This window comes from Variovorax palleresanus (assembly GCF_051144945.1).
Lineage (GTDB): Bacteria > Pseudomonadota > Gammaproteobacteria > Burkholderiales > Burkholderiaceae_C > Variovorax > Variovorax paradoxus_S.
Map to the genome: position 1 here is coordinate 452788 of NZ_JBJNVP010000002.1, position 25355 is coordinate 478142.

Annotated in this window: 12 protein-coding genes and 1 pseudogene; 11 read left to right on the forward strand and 2 right to left on the reverse strand. The window is 67.3% G+C overall.

Annotated features, from left to right (window positions below):
- The first annotated feature begins 19 nt into the window (after window positions 1-19).
- On the forward strand, window positions 20-832 hold the full coding sequence (locus ACJ7Z0_RS05940) for a methyltransferase, TIGR04325 family (RefSeq protein ID WP_434789078.1): 813 nt from the start codon (window positions 20-22) through the stop codon (window positions 830-832).
- A 490-nt stretch (window positions 833-1322) separates the two neighbouring features.
- Here the strand turns inward: ACJ7Z0_RS05940 and ACJ7Z0_RS05945 are convergent, their stop codons facing one another.
- On the reverse strand, window positions 1323-2093 hold the full coding sequence (locus tag ACJ7Z0_RS05945) for a TIGR04325 family methyltransferase (protein WP_434789079.1): 771 nt from the start codon (window positions 2091-2093) through the stop codon (window positions 1323-1325).
- Between the two features lie 232 nt (window positions 2094-2325).
- Window positions 2326-2592, reverse strand: a pseudogene (locus ACJ7Z0_RS05950) (integrase core domain-containing protein); the annotation flags it as partial.
- Window positions 2593-3810: 1218 nt separating this feature from the next.
- Here ACJ7Z0_RS05950 and ACJ7Z0_RS05955 point away from each other — a divergent pair.
- The 10 genes from ACJ7Z0_RS05955 (at window position 3811) to ACJ7Z0_RS06000 (ending at window position 25355) form a co-directional block, all read left to right on the forward strand.
- Entirely contained in the window at window positions 3811-11232 is a 7422-nt protein-coding gene (locus ACJ7Z0_RS05955; protein WP_434789080.1) for an amino acid adenylation domain-containing protein, read from the forward strand.
- Window positions 11229-16229 (forward strand): amino acid adenylation domain-containing protein, encoded by a 5001-nt coding sequence (locus tag ACJ7Z0_RS05960; RefSeq protein ID WP_434789081.1) that lies wholly within the window; start codon window positions 11229-11231, stop codon window positions 16227-16229. Before ACJ7Z0_RS05955 ends, ACJ7Z0_RS05960 begins: the two co-directional genes overlap by 4 nt.
- Window positions 16230-16235: 6 nt before the next feature.
- Entirely contained in the window at window positions 16236-16955 is a 720-nt protein-coding gene (locus tag ACJ7Z0_RS05965) for a 4'-phosphopantetheinyl transferase family protein (protein WP_434789082.1), read from the forward strand.
- Entirely contained in the window at window positions 16952-17770 is an 819-nt protein-coding gene (locus ACJ7Z0_RS05970; protein WP_434789083.1) for a serine aminopeptidase domain-containing protein, read from the forward strand. Before ACJ7Z0_RS05965 ends, ACJ7Z0_RS05970 begins: the two co-directional genes overlap by 4 nt.
- Window positions 17763-18707 (forward strand): alpha/beta hydrolase family protein, encoded by a 945-nt coding sequence (locus ACJ7Z0_RS05975; protein WP_434789084.1) that lies wholly within the window; start codon window positions 17763-17765, stop codon window positions 18705-18707. The genes ACJ7Z0_RS05970 and ACJ7Z0_RS05975 overlap by 8 nt, the downstream gene beginning before the upstream one ends.
- Window positions 18708-18740: 33 nt before the next feature.
- A complete protein-coding gene (locus tag ACJ7Z0_RS05980) occupies window positions 18741-19928 on the forward strand; it encodes a polysaccharide biosynthesis/export family protein (RefSeq protein WP_434789085.1) in 1188 nt (395 codons plus the stop codon).
- Window positions 19929-19989: 61 nt separating this feature from the next.
- Window positions 19990-22278, forward strand: coding sequence for a polysaccharide biosynthesis tyrosine autokinase (locus tag ACJ7Z0_RS05985; RefSeq protein WP_434789086.1), 2289 nt, complete (start codon window positions 19990-19992; stop codon window positions 22276-22278).
- Entirely contained in the window at window positions 22275-22937 is a 663-nt protein-coding gene (locus tag ACJ7Z0_RS05990) for a sugar transferase (protein ID WP_434789087.1), read from the forward strand. Before ACJ7Z0_RS05985 ends, ACJ7Z0_RS05990 begins: the two co-directional genes overlap by 4 nt.
- A 63-nt stretch (window positions 22938-23000) precedes the next feature.
- Window positions 23001-23978, forward strand: coding sequence for a GDP-L-fucose synthase family protein (locus tag ACJ7Z0_RS05995; protein ID WP_434789088.1), 978 nt, complete (start codon window positions 23001-23003; stop codon window positions 23976-23978).
- A gap of 45 nt (window positions 23979-24023) precedes the next feature.
- Window positions 24024-25355: a hypothetical protein gene (locus ACJ7Z0_RS06000; RefSeq protein ID WP_434789089.1), complete on the forward strand. Its 1332-nt coding sequence runs from the start codon at window positions 24024-24026 to the stop codon at window positions 25353-25355.

The window sequence follows — 25355 nt, forward strand, 5'->3', positions numbered from 1 at the left end:
CGAAAGGACGGAGGGAAACATGGCTTACTCCAGCGCGTCGCAAGTCGTTCGTCAAATCCTGGAGGGGCCGGTCACGCGACCAGCCTTGCAGCGCTGGCGACGCCAGCGATTTTTTTCAGAGGCCGGGTTCGGCAGCTACTTCGGTGTGTTCAACAGTTTCGAGGAAGCGCGAGACTGGCTGCCTACCGGGCCGGAATTCGACCATGCCGCTTTGGCGGAGGAGTACGTGAACGTCCGTACAAAGAAGGTGTTTGCATACGACTACCCAGTAATGTGGTGGCTCGAACGCGCCTTCAGAGTCGGCGCCACCAAGGTAGTCGACATTGGTGGTTCGGTCGGAGTTCACTTTCACGCCTATCGCCGGTACTTCGAGATGCCTGCGGCGCTGTCCTGGCGCGTCGTCGAAGTCCCCGCGATCGCGTCCATCGGACGAGAACTGGCCAGCCAGTCCGAGGCCAATGGACTGAGCTTTACCGACGATTTGGCACCGGCGCTGGACGGCAATGACATCTGGATCGCTGCAGGCTCCCTGCAATATTTCGAGGATTCGCATCCCGGCGATCTGCTTCAACAATGCGAGAGGCGGCCACGGCATGTCCTGCTGAACAAACTGCCCCTCTACGACGGCGAGGACTACGTCACGGCACAGAACATCGGTGCCGGCTGCTTTGCGCCATTGCATGTCTACAACCGCCAAAGCTTCATCCAGAAGATCGAAGCGCTGGGCTACACCCTGCGCGACCAGTGGCAGGTTCAGGAGCGTTCGTTGTACCTGCCGGGGTTTCCCGAGCGCTGCGCTCCGACGTTCAGTGGTCTTTACTTTGCCAGTTGAGCGGCGCAGGCCAAGCATCGATGCGCGCTGGCCAGTCCTGACGGACCGGGACGCGCGTTGTTCGCAGTCGAGAGGGAGAAGATGAGGCATCGCATCATCGTGCCGGCGCATTCTGTTGTGAGTGGCGATCTCCGCCGGTCTATCGGGCTGCGCTGATTTCTACCGGCAGTTTCGCGATTTCCAGGATGGCTGGCGTACCGGCGAGATTGTCGAGCGTGCCCATGAGCAGCGTTGTAGCGAAGCTCAAAGACAAAGATCGCTGCTGATTGGTGTTGCAATCACCGCTGCCCTACTCAGCCGTTGGCTGCATCTCCGGCCCTCCGCATCTGCATCTATAGACGACCCGACCGACCGCCGCCCGGACGACTTTAGGCGTAAGCACCCTCGCCGCACCTCGGGTGCGCCTCGCATCTCTCAGCATGTTGATGTCGGCAGATTCCTCCCCGCAAGCGGGGAAAGGAGTTACGGTCTTCTAGAGCTGATACCTACATCAAGCCAAATCGAAGCAGCAGCCCACGTAGTATGGCTTGTCGCCACCCTCGACGAATGGCACTTCGATTGGCTTGCCCTCGTTGCGCCAGGCATCGCGGCGCTTGTAGCCAGCCTCCCTGAGCTCGGCCCACAGTTCCTCGACGTGCTGGATGCGATAGGGGCAGAACGCAATGCCGATGCTGTTGATCGTGTAGAGCGTGCGTTCGGGGTGCGCGGCCGTCGCGTTCAGCACGATGCGTTTCGGCTTTACCAAGAGATGGGACAGAATCTCGGAGATGCGCTGCGGCAAATACTGCAGGCTGCCCGAGACATACAGCACGTCGCAGCCGCTTGCATCGCTGTAATTGGTGGTGAAGTCCATCTGGGCGGGCGCGTCGCGCTGAACGGCCAGCTCTTTCCCTGTTTGCACCACGCCGGGGACGTCGCAGACTGTCCAGCGCAGGTCATCGGGATAAGGCAGAACACGGCGAAACGCGTAATACTTTATTCCCACGTTTCCACCCAGATCAAACACGCGCCTCATACCATCGTCGAACGATCTTCCGAGCCAGAAAAGGCCCGGATAGTCGTAGAAATAAATTTGATGGCTGTAGAGCTCACCAGCCGCCTTGGCGTTGCTGTAGCCGACAGCCTTCGAATTTGGCGCACCAGCCTCTGCGGCCGCAAAGCTCTCGAACGAACCCATGAAGAGGTTCTCGGTTTCATTGATCAGGAACTTGCGCCGATAGGCTTGGATGCGGTAACGCAAGGGCAGCAGGTCGGGAAGCATGAACTGGTTTCCTCTCTGGCTAAAAGAACACACTACTCCGCAACGCTTTTGAAGGCGTGCAGCGCCGAGCACGGCGACCTCCAAATCCTAGCGATTCCTTCCTAGGTGGAGAGCAGGCGTTTTCCCGGGCACATCGGGGTTTCGGTAGGAGGATCACCCACGGCCCTGTCAGATGCACAAGTTCGAACTGTGCTGCGCGCAAGGCGAAGAAATTGTTGACTTTGGCGCCTGTCTAGATGTGAAGCGTCAAGAGGTTGTTTCTTGACGAGTTGAGTCTGGACATGGGCGCGACGTCGCCGATGCCGCTGTGAGGGCGATGCCAGTTGTAGTGGTGCTGCCGGCTTGCCAGGGCATCGGTTCGATGGGCTGAGTTCTGGTAGGTCCAGCCGTAGGCCCACTCTCGCAACGCGGACTGGATGAACCTCTCGGCCTTGCCGTTGGTCTGCGGCCGGTAGGGCCGCGTGAAGCTGTGCTCGATGCCCAGTTCGATCCACGCCCGGCACAAGCAGCCGGTGACGAATCGCCCCGCCGCCTAGTCACGCACATCAATGACAGCGCGCTGGTCGGCATCGATGGCCGGCGCCCGGACAGCATGTTGCCGAGCGGTATTTCCATTTCACGGCCCCACCACGCCAGACAGTGCCTCGGCGCCAATTTGCAACTTCGGCTTTCCGCCCAGCTTGGCAAAGGTGTTGCCCGGCCCGCAGCCGAGATCGATGACCACCTTGCGGTCCAGTCGCCGCCAGCGGCCAGCCACCTGCTCTTGAAGTGCGCGTCACGATGGCAGTAATCCAGATACCCCTCTGCCCATTGCGCGTTGCCGAAATAGGTGGCATTGGCAATGATCGCGTCGGAGGTCCGTTCGAGTTTCGAATATAGATAGCTTCCAGAACGTTCGAGGACGGTCACATTGGGCAATAAAATATCACCTAACATTTCTCGTCCTTCAACAAAAACCCCAGCCTATCAATCGAGTTGTTGCAGAGAATCACACGACGCCCGGATTTCTTGCCGAATTTTTTAAAACTCTTACAGAGTTTGGGTAATTCATTACAAATCCACTACCGCCCAATTGCCGAACTTCATAGGCCATAGGTAGTAGGCCTCAAGACCCGGATTCGTCGCGTGCCCCAGCGGAAACGGCGCTTATCCAATAGCCGTCAGGGACGCCTCGCCTGCTTCCGATACCCGAAATCGGATCTAGCCATCCCCCGCCTCCTCTACCGAATTTGAGTCACCGCCCGGGTGGGGCGCACGCCTGCGCGCCGGCAAATCCCGCCGAGCCGGACGCGCGCAGCAGCAGCAGGCGCTTTGTCATGGTTGTGGACCGCGGAAAGGGGGCGATTGTCTCCTCCCAAAGGGGGCGCATCGCTCATGCGGGCGGGGGGCGCAATTTCTACAGTGAGTCCCATGGCTAAAAGCCTTTCCGTGAAAAAGCGATGCCGCGCAGATAGGAAAGCCCGGACCCGCCGGGCCTGCGCTCGGCTCGCAACTCCGCGGTAAAGGCGTTAGCTACCCTATTCAAGCGATCTGAGGTAGTACGGTTATGTAACGAGCGTTTCCGGAATGCAACTTGACAAGTTTTCACCTACACCGCCCCAAGCAAAGTCTCTAGGATTGCCAGCGAAATACAAACCTACGTACTACATCCATTCTTCTTAATAATTTGTAAATCGCTGTCGATCCAATTGCATGCATTTCTTATTACATCTCCCCTATGAAATCCCCATCCGCATTGCCGGCAAAATTCGCGCCCCTCCATCTTCCATTGGAAGATGTATTGGTACCGGGCTTGAATTCAAAAAAAACGGACGAGCGGATCGGCAGTGCATGGGAGATCGAACCAGAAAGTGCACTGCGCTGGGCCGAGTGGATCGGTGCCTCGGCGCAGCTGCCCGATGCCCCTTTTGCAGCAGCCTGGCTCCTGTTGCAGGCCCGCTGGCTCGGCACGCCGGAGCCCGTCCTTCACGAGATTTGCAGCACCGGATCGGAACCGGCGGCGAGCCGAACGGCGATTGCCGCCGTCTTTGATCCCGCCCAGACGGCCGGCAACTGGCTGGCCACGCTCGACGAGCGCCGCCGTACAGCAGCTGCGAACCCGTCCGAGGCGACACCGAACTCTCTCTGGCTGAGCGGCAACGCCAGCACCGCCGGTCCCCAGGCCCCCCTCCGTCTTTGGCTGTCCACCACTTCGGGCACGCCGCGTCTTCATGCCGACGCGGCGGCGACCCTTCTGGACCCGGCAATGGCAGCGCAATTGCTCGCGGCCATCGCCGACACCGCCGCCGACCTGATGGACCGCGCCGGCGCTCCCCTCGGCGACATTCGCACCCTCTCTGCCGCCGACCGCGAGCAGCAGCTGTCAACCTGGAACGCCGCGCTGTCTCCGCTGGACCGCAGCCTCACCGTGGTCGAGATGTTCGCCCGCCGGGCCGCTGCCGCGCCCGATGCCGTCGCCCTCGCGGAGGGCGATGCGCAGATGAGCTATGGCGAGCTCGACCAGCAGTCGGACCGGCTCGCCCACCGCCTCCAGCACCTGGGCGTGGGTGCGGGCGACAGCGTAGGCCTGGTGCTCGAGCGGTCGATGGAGGCCGTGGTCGCGCAGCTCGGCATCCTGAAGGCGGGCGCCGCCTATGTGCCGGTGCCGACGGATTTTCCGCCGGAGCGCATCGCGTACATGCTCGACGAAGCGAACGCGCGCCAGGTGATCGCCACGTCGGCGCACCGCCACCTCGTGCCCGAGTCCCGGGCCGTACTGCTGCTGCTCGATGAAGCCGCGCCTCCCGAACTCGCCCCATGGCGCGCACCGGCCATCGACGGCGAATCGGTGGCGTACGTGATGTACACCTCGGGCTCCACGGGCACGCCGAAGGGCATCGAGATCTGCCACCGCGCGATCCTTCGCCTGGTCGTGGATGTCGACTACGCCGACCTGGCACCGGGATGCGCCGTGCTGCACGCCGCACCGCTCGGCTTCGATGCCGCCACGTTCGAAATCTGGGGCCCTTTGCTCAATGGCGGCTGCTGCGTCATCCACGGCGAGCGCGTGCCCACGGGCGCGGGCCTTGCCGCCACCATCGCTCGCCACGACGTGCACACCGCATGGCTGACGGCCGCGCTGTTCAACGCCGTGATCGACGACGACCCGGGGCATCTCTCGGGCCTTCGGCATCTCATCACCGGCGGCGAAGCGCTCTCGGTGCCGCACGTGCGGCGCGCACTGGCTGCACTCCCGGGCCTCACGCTCCGCAACGGCTACGGGCCCACCGAATGCACGACCTTCGCGGCCACCTACCGCATCCCGCACGCGCTGCCGGCCGACCTGCGTTCGGTGCCGCTCGGCCGGCCGATCAAGGACACCGTGCTGCGCGTGCTGAGCCCTTCGATGGCGCTGCTGCCGACGGGCTTGATCGGCGAGCTCTGCATCGGCGGGCACGGCCTCGCACGCGGCTATCTGCGGCAGCCGCAGCTGACGGAAGAGCGCTTCGTGCCCGATCCGTTCGGCGAAGCGGGCGAGCACCTCTACCGCACCGGCGACCTGGCGCGCTGGCTGCCGGACGGCACGATCGAATTCATCGGGCGCCGCGACGGGCAGGTCAAGATCCACGGCCACCGCATCGAGACCGGCGAGGTCGAGACGGCCATTCTGGCCCATCCAGCCGTGCAGGCCTGCGCCGTGGTGGCACGGCCCGATGCCGACGGGCAACTGCGCCTGGTGGCCTACCTCGTCGCGCGCTCGCACAAGATCTCGTGGGACGGGCTGCGCACGCACCTGGCCGCACGGCTGCCGGCGGCGCTGCTGCCCTCCGCCCAGGTGTGGCTCGACCAGCTTCCGGTCACGCCCAACGGCAAGCTCGACCGCAGGGCCCTGCCCGAACCGGTGGGCGACCGCCCCGAACTCGCGCAGCCGTTCGAGGAGGCGCGCAACGCCACCGAGCAGCGGGTGTGCGAAGCCTTTGCGCGCGCGTTGCACATCGGCAAGGTCGGGCGCCACGACAACTTCTTCGATCTCGGCGGCGATTCGCTGCGGGTGCTTCAGGTGCTGGCCGAATTGCAGCAGGGCAGCGCGCAACCGCTGTCGACCACCCTCTTCTTCCGGCATCCGACGCCGAGCGCCATGGCGGCAGAGCTGGAGCCGGCCTCGGGCGAAGCCGCATCGCCCATGCCCACCGCCGCCGCGCCGCGCGCGTCGCTGCCTCGCACCGCCGACACCGGCGACCTTTCGGATGCGATCGCACTGATCGCCACCGCGGGCCGCTTCCCTGGCGCGGCGGACGTCGAGCAGTTCTGGGACAACCTCGTCGCCGGCCGCGACACCATCAGCTTCTTCGACGACGAGACGCTCGATGCCGGCGTCAGCGAAGCCTTGCGCACGGACCCTGCCTACGTGAGGGCCCGCGGCGTGATCGAGGGCATCGAGAACTTCGACGCCGCCTTCTTCGGCATCGGCCCGAAGGAAGCCGCGCTGATGGACCCGCAGCAGCGCGTGTTTCTCGAGATCTGCTGGGAATGCCTCGAGCGCGCGGGCTATGTGCCCGACGCCGCGCCGGGCCCCGTGGGCGTGTATGCCGGCATGTACAACGCCAGCTACTTCCAGCGCCACGTCAGCACGCGGCCCGACCTCATCGAAGCGGTGGGCGAGTTCCAGGTGATGCTGGCCAACGAGAAGGACTACATCACCACGCGGGTGGCCAACCGGCTCAACCTCACGGGGCCCGCGGTGAGCGTGCACACGGCCTGCTCGACCTCGCTGGTGGCCGTGGCCCACGCCTTCCATGCATTGCGCACGGGCCAGTGCTACATGGCGCTGGCCGGCGGCGCATCGGTCACCTGCCCGACGCGCAGCGGCTATCTCTACCAGGAGGGCTCGATGCTCTCGCCCGACGGCCGCACGCGCAGCTTCGATGCGCAGGCCCGGGGCACGGTGTTCAGCGACGGCGCCGCGGTGGTCCTGCTGAAGCGCCTGTCCGACGCACAGGCCGACGGCGACACCATCTATGCCGTGCTGCGCAGCGCCTGCGTCAACAACGACGGCGGCAGCAAGGCCAGCTTCACCGCGCCCAGCGTGGACGGGCAGGCGGCGGTGATTCGTGCGGCACTGGCGGCCGCCAACGTGGACGCGCGCAGCATCTCGTACGTGGAGGCGCACGGCACCGCCACGCCGATGGGCGACCCGGTCGAAGTCGAGGCGCTGACCTGCGCCTACGCCGAGCACACCGACGCACTGGGCTACTGCACGCTCGGCTCGCTCAAGAGCAACGTGGGCCACATGGTGACGGCCGCGGGCGCCGCCGGGCTCATCAAGACCGCCCTCTCGCTGCACCATGAAGTGATCCCGCCGACCGCGCACTTCAGCGCGCCCAACCCGGCCATCGACTTCGCGCGCACGCCCTTCTACGTGTCGCCCAGCCTGCAGCCGTGGCCGCGCGCCGGCGCGCCGCGCCGTGCGGGCGTCAGTTCCTTCGGTGTCGGCGGAACCAACGCGCATATCGTCGTCGAAGAAGCACCGGTGCGCCCCGCATCCACGTGCGCGAAGGGCCCGCAGGTCCTGCCGCTCTCGGCCCGCTCGGAGGCCGCGCTGGCGGTGGCGACGGAGCAGCTCGCGGCGCACCTCGATGCAACGCCCGGGGTGCCGCTGGCCGACGTCGCCTACACGCTGGGCGTCGGCCGCAAGGCGCACGCCTTCCGCCGCGCGGTGGTGGCCAGCGATGCGGCCGAAGCCGTGGCCGCGCTGCGCGGCAACGACGGGCCGTGGCGCGTCAGCGGCCGCATCGATGCGCGCGCGCCGCAGCCGGTGCTGATGTTCCCGGGCCAGGGCGCCCAGTACCCCGGCATGGGCAAGAACCTGCATGCGAACGACCCGGTGTTTGCCGCTGCGTTCGACACCTGCATCAAGGCCTTCGGCGGCGCGCTGGACTTCGACCTGCGCGAGCGGATGTTCGGCGCCGACGCCCAGGCGCTGGTGCCCACGGCCGTCACGCAGCCCGCCATCTTCACGCTCGAATACGCGCTGGCACGCCGGCTCCTGTCGCTCGGTGCAAGGCCGCATGCGCTCATCGGCCACAGCGTGGGCGAGTTCGTCGCCGCCGTGCTGGCGGGCGTGATGCGCCTGGAAGACGCCGCCCGGCTGGTGGCCCGCCGCGGCGCGCTCATGCAGGCCCAGCCCGCGGGCGCGATGCTGTCGGTGCGCATGGGCGCGACCGAACTTGCGGCCCGGCTCGGCCCGTCGCTGTCGCTTGCCGCGGACAACGGCCCCAAGGCCTGCGTGGTCGCGGGTCCCTTCGACGCCATCGAAGCACTGCAGGCCGAGCTGCAGAAGGACGACATCGCAGCCCGCCCGCTGCAGACCTCGCACGCATTTCACTCGTCCATGATGGACGCCGCCGTTGCGCCCTTCGAAGCGCTGGTCGGCGAAGTGGCGCTGCATGCGCCCACGATCCCGATCTTCTCGACGCTCACGGGCCGGCTGCTCGAAGACTCGGAAGCCACCAGCGCCGCCTACTGGGCCCGCCACCTGCGCAGCACCGTGCAGTTTTCGCCGGCAGTGCGCGGCGCCATGGCACATGCGGCGCGGCCGCTCTTCGTGGAGGTCGGCCCGCGCAACACGCTCGCCACGCTGGTGCGCCAGCACGGCGCGGGCGAAGTGATGTCGCTTCTGCACGGCGAACCGCCCGACGAGGCCCGCACGCTGCGGCTGGCCCTGGCCCGCCTCTGGACCTGCGGCGCAGACGTCGAGCTGTCCCGCCTTGCCGTTCGGGCCGGCGCGCAGCGTGTGCGCCTGCCCACCTATCCCTTCGAGCGCAAGCGTTTCTGGGTCGACATCGCGGCCCCCTCAGCGAGCCTGGCTTCCGCGCCGCTCGCCCTGCCAATCGATGCGCCGGCTGCCCCTCAGCCTGCGCTTGCGCCCTTCGTTCCACCCCTCATCCTGGAGCCGACCGTGACAGCTGCTGCGCCCGCGCCACTTCTCTCTCCCGCGTCCACTCCAGCCGCCGAACCCATGGGGGCGCGGCTGCGGTCCTTGTTCGAGGACATCTCCGGCACCGACATGGCACAGGCGGACGGACACGCCGCCTTCGGCGAACTCGGCCTGGATTCGCTCACGCTGACCCAGGTTGCCACGCAGATCAAGAAGCGCTTCAAGGTCAACCTCAGCTTTCGGCAGCTGATGGAGAACTACCGCTGCTTCGACACGCTCGCCGCATTCCTGCAGGAGAGCCTGCCGCCCGAACCCGTGGCCGCAGCACCCGCGCCGGTGGCATCACCCGCCTTCGTTCCCGCATCGGTCCCGGCTGCGGCGCAAGCCGGCATCGCCGTGCAGCCCACCGCGTACCTGTCGCCGATCAATGCAACCGCTGCCGCCAACGGCATCGGAGCCGCGCCGCTTGCGCAACTGGTCGCGCAGCAGATGGAACTGATGCGGCAGCAGCTTGCGCTGCTCTCGAGCATGGGAGCGGACGCGGCCCCTGCCAGGTCCACCGTGCTCCTGCAGCCGGCGCCGGCCGCGGCCGCACCGGCCCAGGCCGCGCCGGCCCCTGCCGCGCAGCCCTCCGCCGACGAAGGCAGCGCGCCCAAGGAGCCGGTGCGCTACGACGTCACCAAGGCGTTCGGCGCCATCGCCCGCATTCACACCCAGCGCACCGCGGAGCCGAGCGGCCGGCAGAAGGCCCGGCTGGCCACCTTCATGCGGCGCTATGTGGAGCGCACCCGCAAGAGCAAGGAATTCACCGCGGCAAACCGCCCCCACATGGCCGACCCGCGCGTGGTCAACGGCTTCCGGCCGCTGACCAAGGAGATCACCTACCAGATCGTCATCGAGCGTTCGAAGGGCTCGAAGCTCTGGGACCTGGACGGCAACGAATACGTCGATGCGCTCAACGGCTTCGGCATGAATATGTTCGGCTGGCAGCCCGACTTCGTGCAGGAAGCGGTGCGCAAGCAGCTCGATGCCGGCTACGAGATCGGGCCGCAGCATCCGCTGGCCGCCGACGTGACCGGCCTGATCTGCGAACTCACGGGCTGCGACCGCGCCGCCCTGTGCAACACCGGCTCCGAAGCGGTGATGGCCGCGCTGCGCATTGCGCGCACGGTCACCGGGCGCAGCACCGTGGTTGCGTTCACCGGCTCCTACCATGGCACTTTCGATGAAGTGCTGGTGCGCGCGGGCAAGGGCGGCAAGGGCCTCTCGGCCGCACCGGGCGTGATGAGCGGCATGTTCGGCGACATCCGCGTGCTGGACTACGGCACGGCCGAAGCGCTGGCCTTCATCCGCGAGAACGCCGACGACCTTGCCGCGGTGCTGGTCGAGCCGGTGCAGAGCCGCCGCCCCGACTTCCAGCCGCGCGAGTTCCTGCAAGAAGTGCGCGCCATCACCGCGCAGCAAGGTGCCTGCCTCATCTTCGACGAGGTCATCACCGGCTTTCGCACCGCCCTGGGCGGCGCCCAGGAACTGTTCGGCGTGCGCGCGGACCTCGCCACCTACGGCAAGGTGATCGGCGGCGGCTTTCCGGTCGGCGTGATCGCCGGCAAGCGCGCCTTCATGGACGCGCTCGACGGCGGTGCCTGGCAGTACGGCGACGATTCGATCCCGGGTGTCGGCGTGACCTATTTCGCCGGCACCTTCGTGCGGCACCCGCTCGCGCTGGCCGCGGCCAAGGCCTCGCTCGAACATCTGAAGGAAGCCGGTCCGGCGCTGCAGGCGGGCCTCACGACGAGCACCGCCGAATTGGCCGGCGAACTCACGGCCTGGTGCGTCGAGGTGGGCGCGCCCGTCGCCGTGCGCCACTTCGCCTCGCTGTGGCGCGTGAGCTGGCTCGAAGACCATCCGCTGCAGGACCTGCTGTTCGCCATGATGCGCAGCCGCGGCGTCCACATCCTGGACAACTTCCCCTGCTTCCTGACCAGCGCGCACAGCGCGGAAGACATCGCGACCATCAGCCGCGTGTTCAAGGAATCCGTGGCCGAGATGCAGGAGTCCGGCTTCCTGCCGCGCAGGGCCACCGTCGTCACGGGGTTCGACTATCGCAAGGCCCAGGAAGAAGACGGCTCGGTGCTGGCCCGCGACATCGACGGCCAGCCCTTCTGGTACGTGCCGGACGCCTCCTCACCCAATCAACTCATCAACGGAAAGGCCGCAGCATGAACGCCGTTCTTCGCCCTCCCGCCGCCAGCGGTTTCATCGAATGCGTGATTCCCACGACGGAATCGCAACGCGAGATCTGGCTCGGCGCCACGCTGAGCTCCGAAGCCTCGATGGCCTACAACGAATCGGTGCTGCTGCGCCTTCGCGGCCCGCTGGACCGGGATGCCATGGCGCGTGCCGTGGCCCGGCTGGTCGCACGCCATCAGTCGCTGCGCGCCACCATCTCGCCCGACGGCAGCTGCATGCTGGTGAGCCAGCCCGGCGAAGATCCGATGGAGCAGAAGGACCTGAGCGGCCTCGCGCCCGAAGCGCGCGAGCAGGCGCTCGAGGCAGCGCACGCCGAAGCGGTGTGCACGCCTTTCTCGCTGGAACACGGCCCGCTGTTCCGGGCCGTGCTGTGCCGGCTCACCGGTGACGAGCATGAGCTCGTCATGTCGGCCCATCACGTGGTCTGCGACGGCTGGTCATGGGTGGTCATCACCGAACAGCTCGGCCAACTGTATGCCGAGCAGACGGGCGGCGGACACCCGCTCCAGCCCGCCGCCTCCTATTCCGACTTTGCCGCGGTAGAGGCGGCCGAAGCCCTGCATCCGGACATGCAGCCGCACGTGGACTACTGGCTCGAACGCTTCTCCGGCGGCGCCCTGCCCGTGCTCGAACTCCCGCTGGACCATCCGCGCCCGGCCACCCGCACCTTCGGCTCGCGGCGTGCCGAGCGCCTGCTCGACCGCCGCCTCGTCAACGCCCTGCGCACGGTGAGCGCCAAGGCCGGCGCCAGCCTCTTCGCGGGCCTGCTCGGCGGCTTCGTCGCCACGCTGCACCGCCTCACGGGGCAGGACGACATCGTGGTCGGAATTCCGGCCTCGGGCCAGCTCGCACGCGACATGCCCGGCCTCGTCGGCCACTGCGTGAACCTGCTGCCGCTGCGCATCGCCGCACCCGCCCAACTGCGGTTCGATGCCCTGATGAGCGAATGCAGCACCGCCGTGCTCGACGCCTTCGAACACCAGGCGCTCACCTACGGCGCGCTGCTGGGCAAGCTTTCTCTCCAGCGGGACCCGAGCCGGCTGCCGCTGGTGAGCGTGATGTTCAACGTCGACCCCGACGTCGCCACCAGCGCGCAGTCTTTCCCGGGTCTCGAGGTTGTGCAGGACACGATCCCGCGCCAGTATGAAAACTCCGAGATGTTCCTGAACCTGCGGCCGCTCGATGGCGGGTTGCAGATCGAGGCGCAGTACAACACCAGCCTGTTCGACGACGCCACCGTGCAGCGCTGGCTCGACATATTCGAGTGCGTGCTGCGCTCCGGCGCGCGCACGCCGGATGAAGCGATCGGCCGCCTCGAGGTGCTGTCGGCCGAAGGCGCGCAGGCGCTGATTGCGCTGCAGCCGCCACCCATCGCATTGGTGGGAGCGCCGCTGGCGCACGCCGGCTTCCTGGCGCGCGTGCCGCTGCAACCCGACCGCCCCGCGGTGCGCGACGGCGGACGGATCTGCAGCTATGCGGAACTCGATGCAAAGTCCAACCGCCTGGCCCGTGCACTGCGCGCACGCGGCGTGCGCCGCGGCCAATGCGTGGGGCTGTGCCTGGAGCGCAGCCTCGAGATGGTCGCCTCGCTGCTGGCCGTGCTGAAGGCGGGTGGCGCCTATGTTCCTCTCGATCCCGCGTTCCCGCAGGCCCGGCTCGAGCACTACGCCAAGGACGCCTCGATCAGCCTGCTGCTGACCTCGTCGGACGTCGTGGGTGCGCCGCGCAACTGGCGCGCCGACCCGGGCGACCGCCTGTTCGAGATCGACCGCGACACCGCATGGCAGCAGGAGTCCGCCGACGCGTTGCCGCCGAGCGATGACGACGCGGGCCCCGAAGACGGGGCCTACGTGATCTATACCTCCGGCTCGACCGGCCTGCCCAAGGGGGTGTACGCGCCGCATCGCGCCGTGGCCAACCTGCTCCAGTGGATGCACCGGGTGTCGGGCCTGCACGCGGAGGACCGGATCGGCGCGGTCACGACCCTGTCGTTCGACATGGCGGTGCCCGACCTGCTGCTGCCGCTGGCCACAGGGGCCCAGATCGTGATGGTGCAGCGCGAAACGGCCATGGACGGCAACCGCCTGTCCAAGCTGCTGGAGCAGGAACAGATCACCCTGCTGCAGGCCACGCCCGGCATGTGGCAGCTGCTGCTCGACGCCCAATGGCCCGGCGCACCGGGCTTCAGGGGCTGGACCGGCGGCGAACCGCTGCGGCCCAGCCTTGCGTTTGCGCTGTGCGAGCGGCTCACGGAACTCTGGAACGGCTACGGGCCGACCGAGACCACGGTGTACTCCACGGCCTGGTGCGTCGACCCCGACTTGATCGTGTCGCGCGGCGTGTCCATCGGCCAGCCCGTCGACAACACGGAAATCTGGATCCTCGACGCCGACCTGCAGCCTTGCCCGATCGGCGTGCCGGGTGAAATCTGCATTGCGGGCGCCGGCCTCGCGCTGGGCTACCTCGATCGCCCGGAACTCACCGCCGAGCGCTTCGTCACGGCCCGCATCTTCGGCGTCAACAAGGCGATGTACCGCTCCGGCGACCGCGGACGCTGGCGCAACGACGGGCTGATCGAGCATCTCGGCCGGCTCGACTTCCAGGTCAAGGTGCGCGGCTACCGCATCGAGCCCGGCGAGATCGAGGCCCGCTGCTGCGAAGTCGCCGGCGTCTCGCGCAGCGTGGTGGTGGCGCGCGAAGACCATCCCGGCGATGTCCGGCTGGTGGCCTATCTTGCGCTGACCCCTGGCGCCAGTTTCGATCTCGATGCGCTGATGGCGCACCTGCGGGAGTTCCTGCCGGCCTTCATGCTGCCCCAGCACGTGGTCACGCTCAAGGAGCTGCCCACCCTGGCGAACGGCAAGGTCGACCGTGTCTCGCTGCCGCCGCCGCAGGCGGTCTCGCGCGACGAGGTGAAGCGCGGTGCCGGCCCTCGCAACGAACGCGAAGCCAAGGTGCTCGCGGCCATGGAGAAGGTACTGAGCCTGCCGGGCCTCGACATGCGCGACGACTTCTTCATGATGGGCGGCCACTCGCTGCTGGCTGCGCGCCTCACCACGATGCTGAGCCGCGAGTTCCAGATCACGCTGCCGCTGCGTGCGCTGTTCGAAGCGCCCACGGCCGAGCGGCTGGCCACGGTGGTCGAAGGGCTGCAGGGTGCGGGCGTGGGCGCGCAGGCGCCGCTTGCGTGCAACTTCAACCGCAGGACCGCGCCGCTCACGCCGTCGCAGGAACGCATCCGCCTGATGGAAGAGCTGTATCCCGGCCGCTCCGTCTACAACGCGCCCTCGGTGCGCCGGCTGATCGGCGATTTCGACGCCGCCCGCTTCGAGGCCACGGTGAAGGAAATCATCCGCCGCCAGCCTTCGCTGCGCACCAGCATGGGCATCGACCCGGCCACGGGCAAGCCGGCCCAGGTCGTTGCGGAGCAGGTGGAGTTTTCGTTGCCCGTGATCGACCTGAGTGGCCTGCCGGCGGACCAGCGCGAGGCCGAGCTCATGGAGCGCGTCCAGGAGCTGGCCGACGAGCCCTTCGACATCCATCGCGCGCCGATGGCGCACATGGCGCTCTACCAGCTGGCCGAGAAGGACCACGCCTTCATCTTCGTGCCGCACCACCTGGTCTGGGACGGCTGGTCCTTCGACCTGCTGCAGCGCGAGCTCGCGGCCATCTACGAAGCGGCGGAGCGCGGGCGGCCGCACGGCCTGCCTCCCATTGCCACCACCCACGGCGACTACGCCGAGTGGCTCGAGAAATGGATGGAGGAGCCGGCTTGCAAGCAGCAGCTGGAGTTCTGGCGCCAGCGCTTTGCCAGCGCGCCGCTGCCCCGCCTGCCCAACACGGACATGCCGCGGCGCGCGGGCAAGAGCGGTCAGGGCGGCGCGCACTGGATCCACATCACGCCTGCCATGACGCAGCAGTTGCGCGAAGTGGCGCGCGGCATGGACGTGACGCTCAGCATGCTGACGTTCGGCGTCTATGCGCTCACCATGAGCCAGGTCATCGGCTCCAGGTCCATCGTGATCGCGAACCCGATCCGGGGCCGGCAGCAGCCGGAAACCGAAGACGTGATGGGCTGCTTCAACAACGTGCTGCCGGTTTCGCTCGAGGTCGATTTCAACCTCTCCCTGCCGGCTTTCATGCGCTACGTGAAGCAGGAGCTGCTCACGATGATGAACTTCCAGCAGGTTCCGTTCGAACGCCTGATGGCACAGTCCGGGCTGGAGAGCCACATCCGCGCGGTCGGCCCCTACCAGGCGATGTTCTCGTTCCAGGATGCGCGCGAACGTCCGCGTTCGATCGGCACCCTGCAGAACAAGCAGATGCACGTGATGCAGCGCGGCGCGACCGACGACATCGGCGTCTGGCTGCTCGACAAGCCCCAGGGGATGGAAGGCGCGCTGATCTACAACGCCGACATCTACCTGCGCGAGACCGGAGCGCAGCTGCGCGACCGCTATCTCGAGGTGCTGTACAGGGTGGTCGATCACTCCAAGGAAACGCTGGCGGAGCTCGCCACCACCGAAGGCTCGCCCACCGCGGGCTACCTGCGCAAGCTCGCCGCCATCGACCCCATCAAGACTTTGGCACCGGGCAACGGAGCGGCCACTGCGCAGAAGAACAACGACGCTCTGCTGAACCCCGAGCACGCCAAGCTCGCGCAGATCTGGGCCTCGGTGATCGGGATCGACGTCAACGAGATCCGCGCCACCGACAACTTCTTCGACCTTGGCGGAGATTCGCTGCTCGTGCTGCGGGCGATCCAGCAGACCGAACAGACGCTGGGCTACCGCGTGAACTCGCGCCGCTACCTGTTCGAGAACCTCGGCCAGATCGCGACGTCCGGGCACCAGGGGCCAGACGGCTCCGATCTCTCGGATCTCGAGAAGTTGCCGCTCGGCAACCTGAAAGGCGCAGCGCGGAGCGAAGGGTTGCTGAGCACCCTTGGCAACTGGCTGCGCAAGGAGTAATCCATCATGGGACACGCTGGTTTCTTTGGCCTTTGTTCCGTCGATGCGCCGGTATGCCGGTACCTCGACCTGGACGAAGACGCCGGCCCCGAGGCCGAGAGCATCCTCTCCGACGAGGAGCGCGAACGCGCCGCGCGGCTGCAGTTCGATGCAGACCGCCGGCACTACGTGGCTGCGCATGCGGCGCTGCGCCACGCGCTGGCCGCGCAAACGGGCGAGCACGCCGAGGCGCTGCGCTTCAACCACAGCGCCTTCGGCAAGCCCTCGCTCGCGGGGCGGTCGCGTGTGCGGTTCTCGCTGAGCCACAGCCGCGCGCTGGGCCTGATCGCCATCGGCGGCCGCGGACCGCTGGGCGTCGACGTCGAGCAACTGCGTGAGATCCCCGATGCATTCGAGCTCGCCGAGCGGCATTTCACGCGCTCCGAACGCGAAGCGCTTGCGGCCCTGCCTGCCGTGGAGCAGAACCGCGCCTTCCTGACCTGCTGGACGCGCAAGGAAGCGTGCCTCAAGGCCATCGGCCTCGGGCTGATCGTGCCGCCGGAATGCTTCGAGGTCGGGCTGGAGTCCGACTGCCGCAGCGTCGAAGTGCCGGTCGCGGGCCGCATCCTGTGGCTCGCATTGCAGCCGGCGCCCTTCCGTTCGGACAGCGTGGGCGCGCTCGCCGAATGGCGCCAGACGCACGTTCACGCCAGCGAGCCTCACGCGGGGACGGAGGCGTACCTGTGACTGCACACCCCTTCATGTTCGGACCGGCCTCGCGCCAGCTCTTCGGCATCTTCCATGCCGCGGAGGATGCGCAGCCCGGCGATACCGCGGTGCTCGTCTGCCCGCCGTTCGGACAGGAAGGCCTGCGGACCCATCGCCTGTTCAAGGTGCTGGCCGAGCGTCTCTCACGAGCGGGTGTCGCGAGCTTGCGTTTCGACTTTCACGGCTCGGGCGATTCGCCGGGCGACGAGACCGACGGCGAGCTCGACGGCTGGCGGCGCGACCTGTGCTGCGCGCACGAAGAGCTGCGCCGCCGTGCGCCGGCAAGCCGCATTGTCTGGGTCGGTGCGCGGCTTGGCGCGACCATTGCCGTGCTGGCGGCCCGCAACGGGCGCTGCGACCCGGCCCGGCTGGTGCTGTGGGAGCCGGTGATCGACGGGCGGCGCTACGCGCGTTCCTTGCGCGAGGAGCACGTGGCCGCCATCGACACGACCTTCTGCATTCCCGATCTTGCCTGGCGCCGCAGCCTGGCACGCGAGCCCGACGCCATGCCCGAAGAGGTTCTCGGCACCCTGCTCTCGCCCACGCTGCGTTCGCAGCTCGGTGCGCTGGTGGCCGAATCGCTCCCGCTCACGGCGCTGCACGACACCCTGGTCTTGACGCCGCCCGGCGACGAGCACACGGCGCAATGGGCCGCAGAGCAGCAGTCGCGCCACATGCCCGTGCGGCTCGCCTACTTCCAGCACCGGCTCGACTGGACGTCGGACCCCTATCCCAACAGCGCCATGGTGCCGGCCGGTGCGCTCAATCGCTTGCAGGGTGCGCTCTATGAATGACGCGACGCAAAGCCCGGTCCGGTTCGGAGCCGGCAACGCACTGATGGGCATGGTCACCACGCCCACGCAGCAGGTGCCCGCCACTGTCGCCTGCCTGATGTTCAACATGGGTGCCAACCATCGCGTGGGGCCGCGCCGCATCAACGTCAAGCTCGCGCATGCGCTCGCGGCGAACGGCATGGCGAGCCTGCGATTCGACCTGGGCGGCGTCGGCGACAGCGAGGCCTTCGATTCGGCGCACGACCTGCAGACCCGCTCGGTGCACGACCTGCAGGCCGCCATGGACCTGCTCGAAAGCATGCTGGGCATCCGGCAGTTCGTGATCGTCGGCATGTGTTCCGGCGTGGAGCACGCCGTGTCGGCGGCCGCCGCAGACACCCGCGTGGTGGCGCTCTCGCTGTTCGACGGCTTTGCGTTTCCGGAACGCCGCGCCCGCTGGGAGCGCACGCTGCGGCGTGCCCTGGCGGCGCCCGCCCACCCGTCTTTCCCCGGCAAGGCCAAGCGCTGGCTGCTGCGCCACCTGACGGGCAATCCGTCGGCAAAGCCGCTGCCCGGTTTCCTCACCGAAAGGCAGCCGCCCGAAATCAGGGCCGCATGGTTCGGCGCCACCTTGAATCGCCTGGTCGAGCGGAAGGTCGCCTTGCAGCTGCTGTATTCGGGCTCGCTGCACGTGTGCGACCGCGACCGCGACCAGCTCGGCGCGCTCGGCCGCGAGCCGTTCGCCAAAGCCCTGCAATACCAGTTCATGCGAAACGTGGACCACACGTTCTGCACGGCGGAAGGGCAGGTGCGCTACATGCAAACCGTTGGCGACTGGGCGATGGCATGCGCCCGCAGCGCCAGCGCGGAGCGCCCCAGCCCGAGCCCCTGCACGAGCCCAAGCCCCGCAACGGCGGCCGCCGAACGCCCGCTGCGCGGTGCCTACGCATCCCAGTAAGCCAAGTTTTTCCCCAAGAGCAAAGGACACACCATGGCACACCTCGATCAAGCCGGTTCCTTGCGCGTTGCACGCGTCCCGACCGACACGGCTGCACCGTTCGCACGCGTTCGCAACCGAACCCGGTTGGCCGTCGCCGCCGTGCTGCTGCCGCTGTGTCTGGTGGGCTGCGGGATACCGGGTTTCAGCGATCCCGGCAACGGGGGCTGGACCGGCTCCGAGGGGAGCGGGCAACCCAAGATCGTGGCCATCACGCCCGAGCTGATCCGCACCATGGCCGCGCAGAGCCCGCAGGCCTTGCCGGCCGAGATGCGGCAGCTCTTCGGCAAGGCCCCGGCCTACACCATCGGGCCGGGGGACGTGGTGGGCATCGTGGTCTACCGCCATCCGGAGCTGATGCCCAACGCGGGCGCGGTCATCTCGCAGCAGTCGGATCCGACGGGTGTGAGCGTGGCGCCCGGCTTCATCGTCGACAGCCAGGGCGAGATCAGCTTTCCCTACATCGGCCGCACGAAGGTCGAGGGCCTGACCGAAAGCGCCGCCTCCGACCTCATCTCGCGACGGATCTCACCCTTCGTGAAAGACCCGCTGGTGAGCGTCAGGGTGCAGTCGTACCGCAGCCGGCGCGTGTACGTGGAGGGCGAGGTCCGCACCCCGGGCCTGCAGATCTTCACCGACGTGCCGATGACGCTGGCCGAGGCGATCAATCGCGCAGGCAGCTTCAACGCGGGAGGTGACCGCTCGCGGGTGACCTTGACACGCGGTGAGCGCACTCATGTGCTCGACCTGCCGATGCTCCAGCGCTTCGGCTTCGACGCGAGCCGCATCCCGATGCAGAGCGGCGACATCGTGCACGTGGGCACCCGCGAAGACAGCCGCGTGTATGTGATGGGCGAGATCCGCAATCCATCGGCCCTCTTGATGCGCAACGGCCGGCTGAGCCTGAACGAGGCGCTGGGCGATGCCGGCGGCCCCGAGCTGAACACCTCGCAACCCGGCCAGATCTACGTCATACGCAATTCGCGCGGCGACGTGCCCGAGGTGTTCCATCTCAACGCGAAGAACCCCGTGGCGCTGGCCCTGGCCGACCGCTTCGAGCTGCAGCCACGCGACGTGGTCTACATCGACCCCGTGCCGCTGGTGCGATGGAACCGGGTGATCAGCCTGATTCTTCCCGCCGCGCAGGTCGTGAACCTCGGAGGCACCGCCAGCCGTCGCTGAGCGAGCCCCGCGCCATCCCACTTCGCCCCATCCGTCCAGGCAACCCACAAAAGGTGATCCTATGAATGCGCACTGGCAACCCCTGATTCCCGCTCCTTCCGAACCGGCGGCCGCGGACCGTCCCCCGTCCAGGCTCAGGGAACATATCGACCTGCTGATCGACAACCGATGGAACATCGCGAAGATCACCGCGGTCGCGTTGCTGATCGGTGCGGCCTACACGATGTTCGGCCCGCGCGTGTACGAATCCAACGTGCTGATCCAGGTCGAGGATTCCGATCGCTCGGGCGGCACGCTGGTCGGCGACTCCGCCAGCAGCGCCCTGAACGCCAAGACGCCGACCGCGGGCGAGGCGGAGATCCTGAAATCGCGCCTGGTGCTCGAGCAGGCGATCGAGGACACCAAGCTGTACATCGAGGCAGAGCCACACTACATCCCGGTGGTCGGCGCCTGGCTGGCGCGCCATTCGAAGACGCTGTCCGAGCCCGGCTTCGTGGGCATGTCGGGCTACGTCAGCGGCACCGAGAAGATCGTGGTGGCGCAGATGGACGTGCCGGCCGATCTCGAAGGCACGCGCTTCCTCTTGACCGTGAAGGCGGACGGCGCCTACACCCTCACCCACCCCAAGCTCGACGCGGCACTGGAGGGAAAGGTCGGCACGCCGCTCGATGCGAAGACGCCGCGCGGCGCGATCCACCTCCTGGTGGGCTCCATCGAGGGCCGGCCGGGCGCGGCCTTCGAGCTGGTGCGCCAATCGAAGCAGCTCACCCTGCTCGAACTGCAGAAGGACCTTCGCGTGGTCGAGAAAGGCAAGCAGTCCTCGATCATGGACGTGAGCTGGCGCGACGGCAACCGGCTGCAGCTGGCGAACCTGCTCAACGAGGTCGCGCGGCTCTACGTACGGACCAACATCGACCAGAAGACCGCGCAGGCGCAGCGCGCGCTCAGTTTCCTCGGTTCGGAATTGCCCAAGCTCAAGCAACAGCTGGAGCAGTCCGAGGAAACCTACAACGAGTACCGCAACCAGAACGGCACGATCAGCCTGGACGACGAGGCGCGCAATGCGCTGTCGCAGAACGTCGAGCTGCAGGCGAAGCTCTTCGACGCGACCCAGAAGCGGCTTGAGCTCACCGAGCGCTTCACCGCCCGCGACCCGAGCGTGCAGACGATCGACGCCCAGATCGCCTCGCTCAAGAAGGCGCTGGGCTCGGTGGAGCAACGCATCCGCCGCATGCCGCAGCTGCAGCAGAACGCCCTGCGCATGCAGCGCGACATCAAGGTGAACACCGACCTGTACGTGTCGCTCTTGAACAGCTCGCTTCAGATGCGTCTCGCGAAGGAAGGAAAGATCGGCAACGTCCGCGTGCTCGACCACGCAGTCGTGCCCGAGAAGCAGATCCGTCCAAAGGCCGTGATCACGATGGCGCTCGCACTGCTTGCGGGCCTGTTCGCCGGCGCGGCCTCGACCTTCATGCGCAGGTCGTGGCGCAACACCATCGCCAGCTCGGCCGAGATCGAGGCCTACACCGGCCTGACCGTCTACAGCACCGTTCCGCTCAGCTCCCGGCAGAAGGTGCTGGACGATGCCGTGCGCAGCGGCGACCCCGGCGTGCATCTGCTGGCAGCGATCCAACCCGACGACCCGGCCCTGGAAGGACTGCGGCGGCTGCGCACAGCGCTGAAGTTCGCCGTACCCGTAGCGCCGAACAACCGGATCATGATCTCCAGCGCCACGCCTGGCGCCGGCAAGACCTTCGTGTCGGCCAACCTCGCGGCCGTGCTCGCCTCCAGCGGCCGGCGCGTGCTGCTCGTCGACGCCGACCTGCGGCGCAGCAGCCTGGCACCCCATTTCGGCCTCAGGCGCCGCGGCGGACTGTCGGAACTGATCCAGGGCTCGCTCGAGCTCGACGAAGCCATCCACCGGAGCGTCCTGCCCAACCTGGACGTCATCACCACCGGCGCGCTGCACCTGGACCCGACGGCCCTGCTTACGTGCAACGCCTTCGTGAAGTTGCTCGAGCGGATTTCGGGGCGCTATGACACGGTGATCATCGACACGCCGCCCATGCTGCTCGCGTCGGAAACCGCCGAGATGGCGACGTACATGGGCACGCTGCTGATGGTGGCGCGCGCCGGCGAGAACGAGCTGGGCGACCTGTCCGAAAGCGCGAAGGTGCTGCGGAACGTAGGCGCGCGTTTCCAGGGCGTGGTGCTGAATGCGCTTGACACGCGCCGGCGCTACTACGGCAGCCTGGGCTACCGGTTCGGCGGCTATCGGCTGCGGATGCATGACTACCCGGGCGCGCCGGCCGAGCTTCCCGCGCCCGTGCGTGCGGGAGCGCCATCATGACCACGATCCGAACGAACGCCCACGTGCAGCCGCGCGGCAACTCGCCGCTGCTGACGGGCACCAAGCGCCTCGCGGACATCGCGATGGCGAGCGCGTTCTTCCTGTTCTTCGGGTGGCTGTACGCGCTGATATGGATCGGCGTGATGCTGACCTCCGGCAGCCCGGCGATCTACAAGCAGCCGCGCTACGGGCGGCACGGACGCGTCTTCAGCTTCTACAAGTTCCGCTCGATGGTGCCGGATGCCGACATGGTCCTGGAGCGCTACCTGCGCGAGAACGAAGCGGCCCGGCAGCAATGGGAGATGTACCAGAAGCTCGACCACGACCCGCGCATCACGCCCTTTGGCGCATTCCTGCGCAAGTACAGCCTGGATGAGCTGCCGCAGTTCTGGAACGTGCTCAAGGGCGACATGAGCATGGTCGGCCCGCGCCCCTGCATGTTCGCGCAGAAGGAGCTGTACGGCGTCTACTGGGACCACTACTGCTCCGTGCGGCCCGGCATCACCGGCCTGTGGCAGATCAGCGGCCGCAACGAGGTCAGCTACCGCCGCCGGGTGGCCATGGACGTGGACTACGTCACCACGCTTTCCATCCACCAGGACATCGTGATCCTGCTGAAGACCTTTCGCGTGGTGGCCGGGGGGCACGGCTCCAGCTAGGCACCGCGCCGCCCACTGCATTTCTCTTTTTTCGACATCTCAACCCTCAACCGAAAGAACAGTATGCGTATCTACGTAGCAGGTCATCGCGGCATGGTGGGCCAGTCGTTGATGAAGCGCTTGCGGGGCCTCGGGCACGAGGTCGTCACGCGCAGCCACGAGGAACTCGATCTGCTGGACCAGGAGGCGGTCCGCCGGTTCTTCGCCACCGAACAGATCGATCAGGTCTACCTGGCTGCGGCCAAGGTGGGCGGCATCCATGCCAACATGACTTATCCCGCGGAGTTCATCTACCAGAACTTACTGATCTCCGCCAATGTCACGCACCAGGCGTTCCTCGCGAACGTCAGGCGTCTCCTGTTCCTCGGCTCGAGCTGCATCTACCCGCGGCTTACCGAGCAGCCCATCCACGAACATGCGCTGCTAAGTGGCAAGCTCGAGCCGACGAACGAACCTTATGCGATCGCCAAGATCGCTGGCATCAAGCTGTGCGAAAGCTACAACCGGCAGTACGGCGCCTCCCACGGCATCGACTACCGCAGCGTGATGCCGTGCAACCTGTACGGCCCGGGCGACAACTACCACATCGAGAACAGCCATGTGGTGCCGGCGCTGATCCGGCGCTTTCACACCGCCAAGATGGAAGACGCGCCCGAGGTGCTCATCTGGGGCACCGGCCGGGCCCAGCGCGAGTTCCTCTATGTGGACGACATGACCGACGGCTGTCTCATGGTGATGGACCTGACGCGGGCCGAGTACGAGCAGCACACCACGCCGATGTGCGCCCACATCAACCTGGGCGCGGGCCAGGACCAGTCGATCGCCGAGCTGGCGGAACTGATCCGCGAGGTCGTCGGCTACCGCGGCCGGATCCGGTTCGACACCTCGCAGCCGGACGGCGCGCCCAGAAAGCTGCTCGACGTGTCGTGCGCCGCCAGCCTGGGATGGCACGCCACGGTGCCGCTGGCCGAAGGCCTTCGCCGCACCTATGCCGACTACCAGGAGGCGCTGCGGCCCGTCCAGGAGATTGCGCACGCCTGAGCCGCGCGCTCTTCCCTTCCACACAACCGATTTGCAAGGCACGCCATGAGAACACTCTGCTTCTGGTTCGGCATTGCGGCTGCGTTCCTGTGCGGCTGGGCCGACCCGGCCTGGGGCTACGCGGTCCTGTGCGTGCTGTCGGTCGTGCAGCTGGCGATGCTCCGCGCGCCGGGCGCCAGCGTGTTCCTGCTGTTGCACTACGCCACCGTGCTCACGTACTTCTCGCTGGCACCGGCGATGCAGATCGCCGACGACGTCTTCTTCTGGGACGCGGGCGTGATCAGCCCGCCGGCGCACACGCAGGCGCTGACGCTGCTGCTGCTGTACATGGCGGGTGTGGAACTCGCTCGGCTCGGCACGCCCGAGCCGCTGGTGCAGTCCTTCCCTGCGCGGACGCCACTATCCGAACCGCAGATGGCCGGCGTGGCGCACCCGCTGCTGCTGCTCTTGAGCGGCATCCTCGCGGCCTTCGCGACGCTGTTCATCCGGCCCGACCTGAACTTCATCGCGCGCGGCGACGTGGGTGGGAACGAACAAAGCGTTCCGATCGATTTCATTTTCTATTCCACGCTGCCCAAACTCATCGTGCTGATGTGCTTCGTGGCGCTGGCGATCCATGCCCTGCGCCACCGCACGATCTGGTCCTGGTGCTCCGCGGGCTTCGCGCTGGTGCTGTCTGCCATTGCAGCGAACCCGGTCAACACGGCCAGGCAGATCCTGCTGATCGGCCTGCTGCCGCTTCTCATTCATCTCTTTGGCCGCGGCCGTCGATGGACGCTGGCACTGCTGCTCTTCGGCGCCATCGCGGGGCTGGGCCCGGTGCTGAACCTGGTGTCGCGCGGCAGCTTCTGGGGAGAATCGCTCACCACCTTTCCCTACAGCCAGGACTTCGACGCGATGTTCATCGTTGCCGGCATCCTGGAGCGCGGACCGGACCCCGAGCTCGGATGGGGGCGCTACCTGCTGTCGGCCTTCTCGTTCTTCCTGCCGCGTGACCTGAAGCTGTATCCGGATTTCGATCCGCTCGGATGGCCCTCCATCCTGGGCAACTTCTCGCAGGCCAACCTGTCGCTGCCGCCGTTCACCACTGCGTTCTTCGACTTCGGCCTGGCGGGTCCGGTGCTGCTCGGCCTTCTGATCTCGGCCTGCGCCCGCTACCTGGACAAGCTGGTCGATCCGCGCGGCGTGGTGTCGGGCAGCTATCTCTGCGCGCTGGTGCTGCTGGCCGCGTACGTGCCTTTCATGCGCGGCCCCATCCTGGGTTGGGGACCCTTCGCGGCCTCGGGGGTCATAGCGGCAGCGTTCGCCGGGGTCTTGAGTTCGGGCTTCCGCCGGCCACGCCCCGCCGCAGCGCCGTACGTCCCTCACACGACCTGA

Bases quoted from the DNA above. Each gene is read 5' to 3' on its own strand.
- ACJ7Z0_RS05940 (WP_434789078.1), top strand. From the start codon at position 20: ATGGCTTACTCCAGCGCGTCGCAAGTCGTTCGTCAAATCCTGGAGGGG.
- ACJ7Z0_RS05945 (WP_434789079.1), bottom strand. From the start codon at position 2,093: ATGCTTCCCGACCTGCTGCCCTTGCGTTACCGCATCCAAGCCTATCGG.
- ACJ7Z0_RS05955 (WP_434789080.1), top strand. From the start codon at position 3,811: ATGAAATCCCCATCCGCATTGCCGGCAAAATTCGCGCCCCTCCATCTT.
- ACJ7Z0_RS05960 (WP_434789081.1), top strand. From the start codon at position 11,229: ATGAACGCCGTTCTTCGCCCTCCCGCCGCCAGCGGTTTCATCGAATGC.
- ACJ7Z0_RS05965 (WP_434789082.1), top strand. From the start codon at position 16,236: ATGGGACACGCTGGTTTCTTTGGCCTTTGTTCCGTCGATGCGCCGGTA.
- ACJ7Z0_RS05975 (WP_434789084.1), top strand. From the start codon at position 17,763: ATGAATGACGCGACGCAAAGCCCGGTCCGGTTCGGAGCCGGCAACGCA.
- ACJ7Z0_RS05980 (WP_434789085.1), top strand. From the start codon at position 18,741: ATGGCACACCTCGATCAAGCCGGTTCCTTGCGCGTTGCACGCGTCCCG.
- ACJ7Z0_RS05985 (WP_434789086.1), top strand. From the start codon at position 19,990: ATGAATGCGCACTGGCAACCCCTGATTCCCGCTCCTTCCGAACCGGCG.
- ACJ7Z0_RS05990 (WP_434789087.1), top strand. From the start codon at position 22,275: ATGACCACGATCCGAACGAACGCCCACGTGCAGCCGCGCGGCAACTCG.
- ACJ7Z0_RS05995 (WP_434789088.1), top strand. From the start codon at position 23,001: ATGCGTATCTACGTAGCAGGTCATCGCGGCATGGTGGGCCAGTCGTTG.
- ACJ7Z0_RS06000 (WP_434789089.1), top strand. From the start codon at position 24,024: ATGAGAACACTCTGCTTCTGGTTCGGCATTGCGGCTGCGTTCCTGTGC.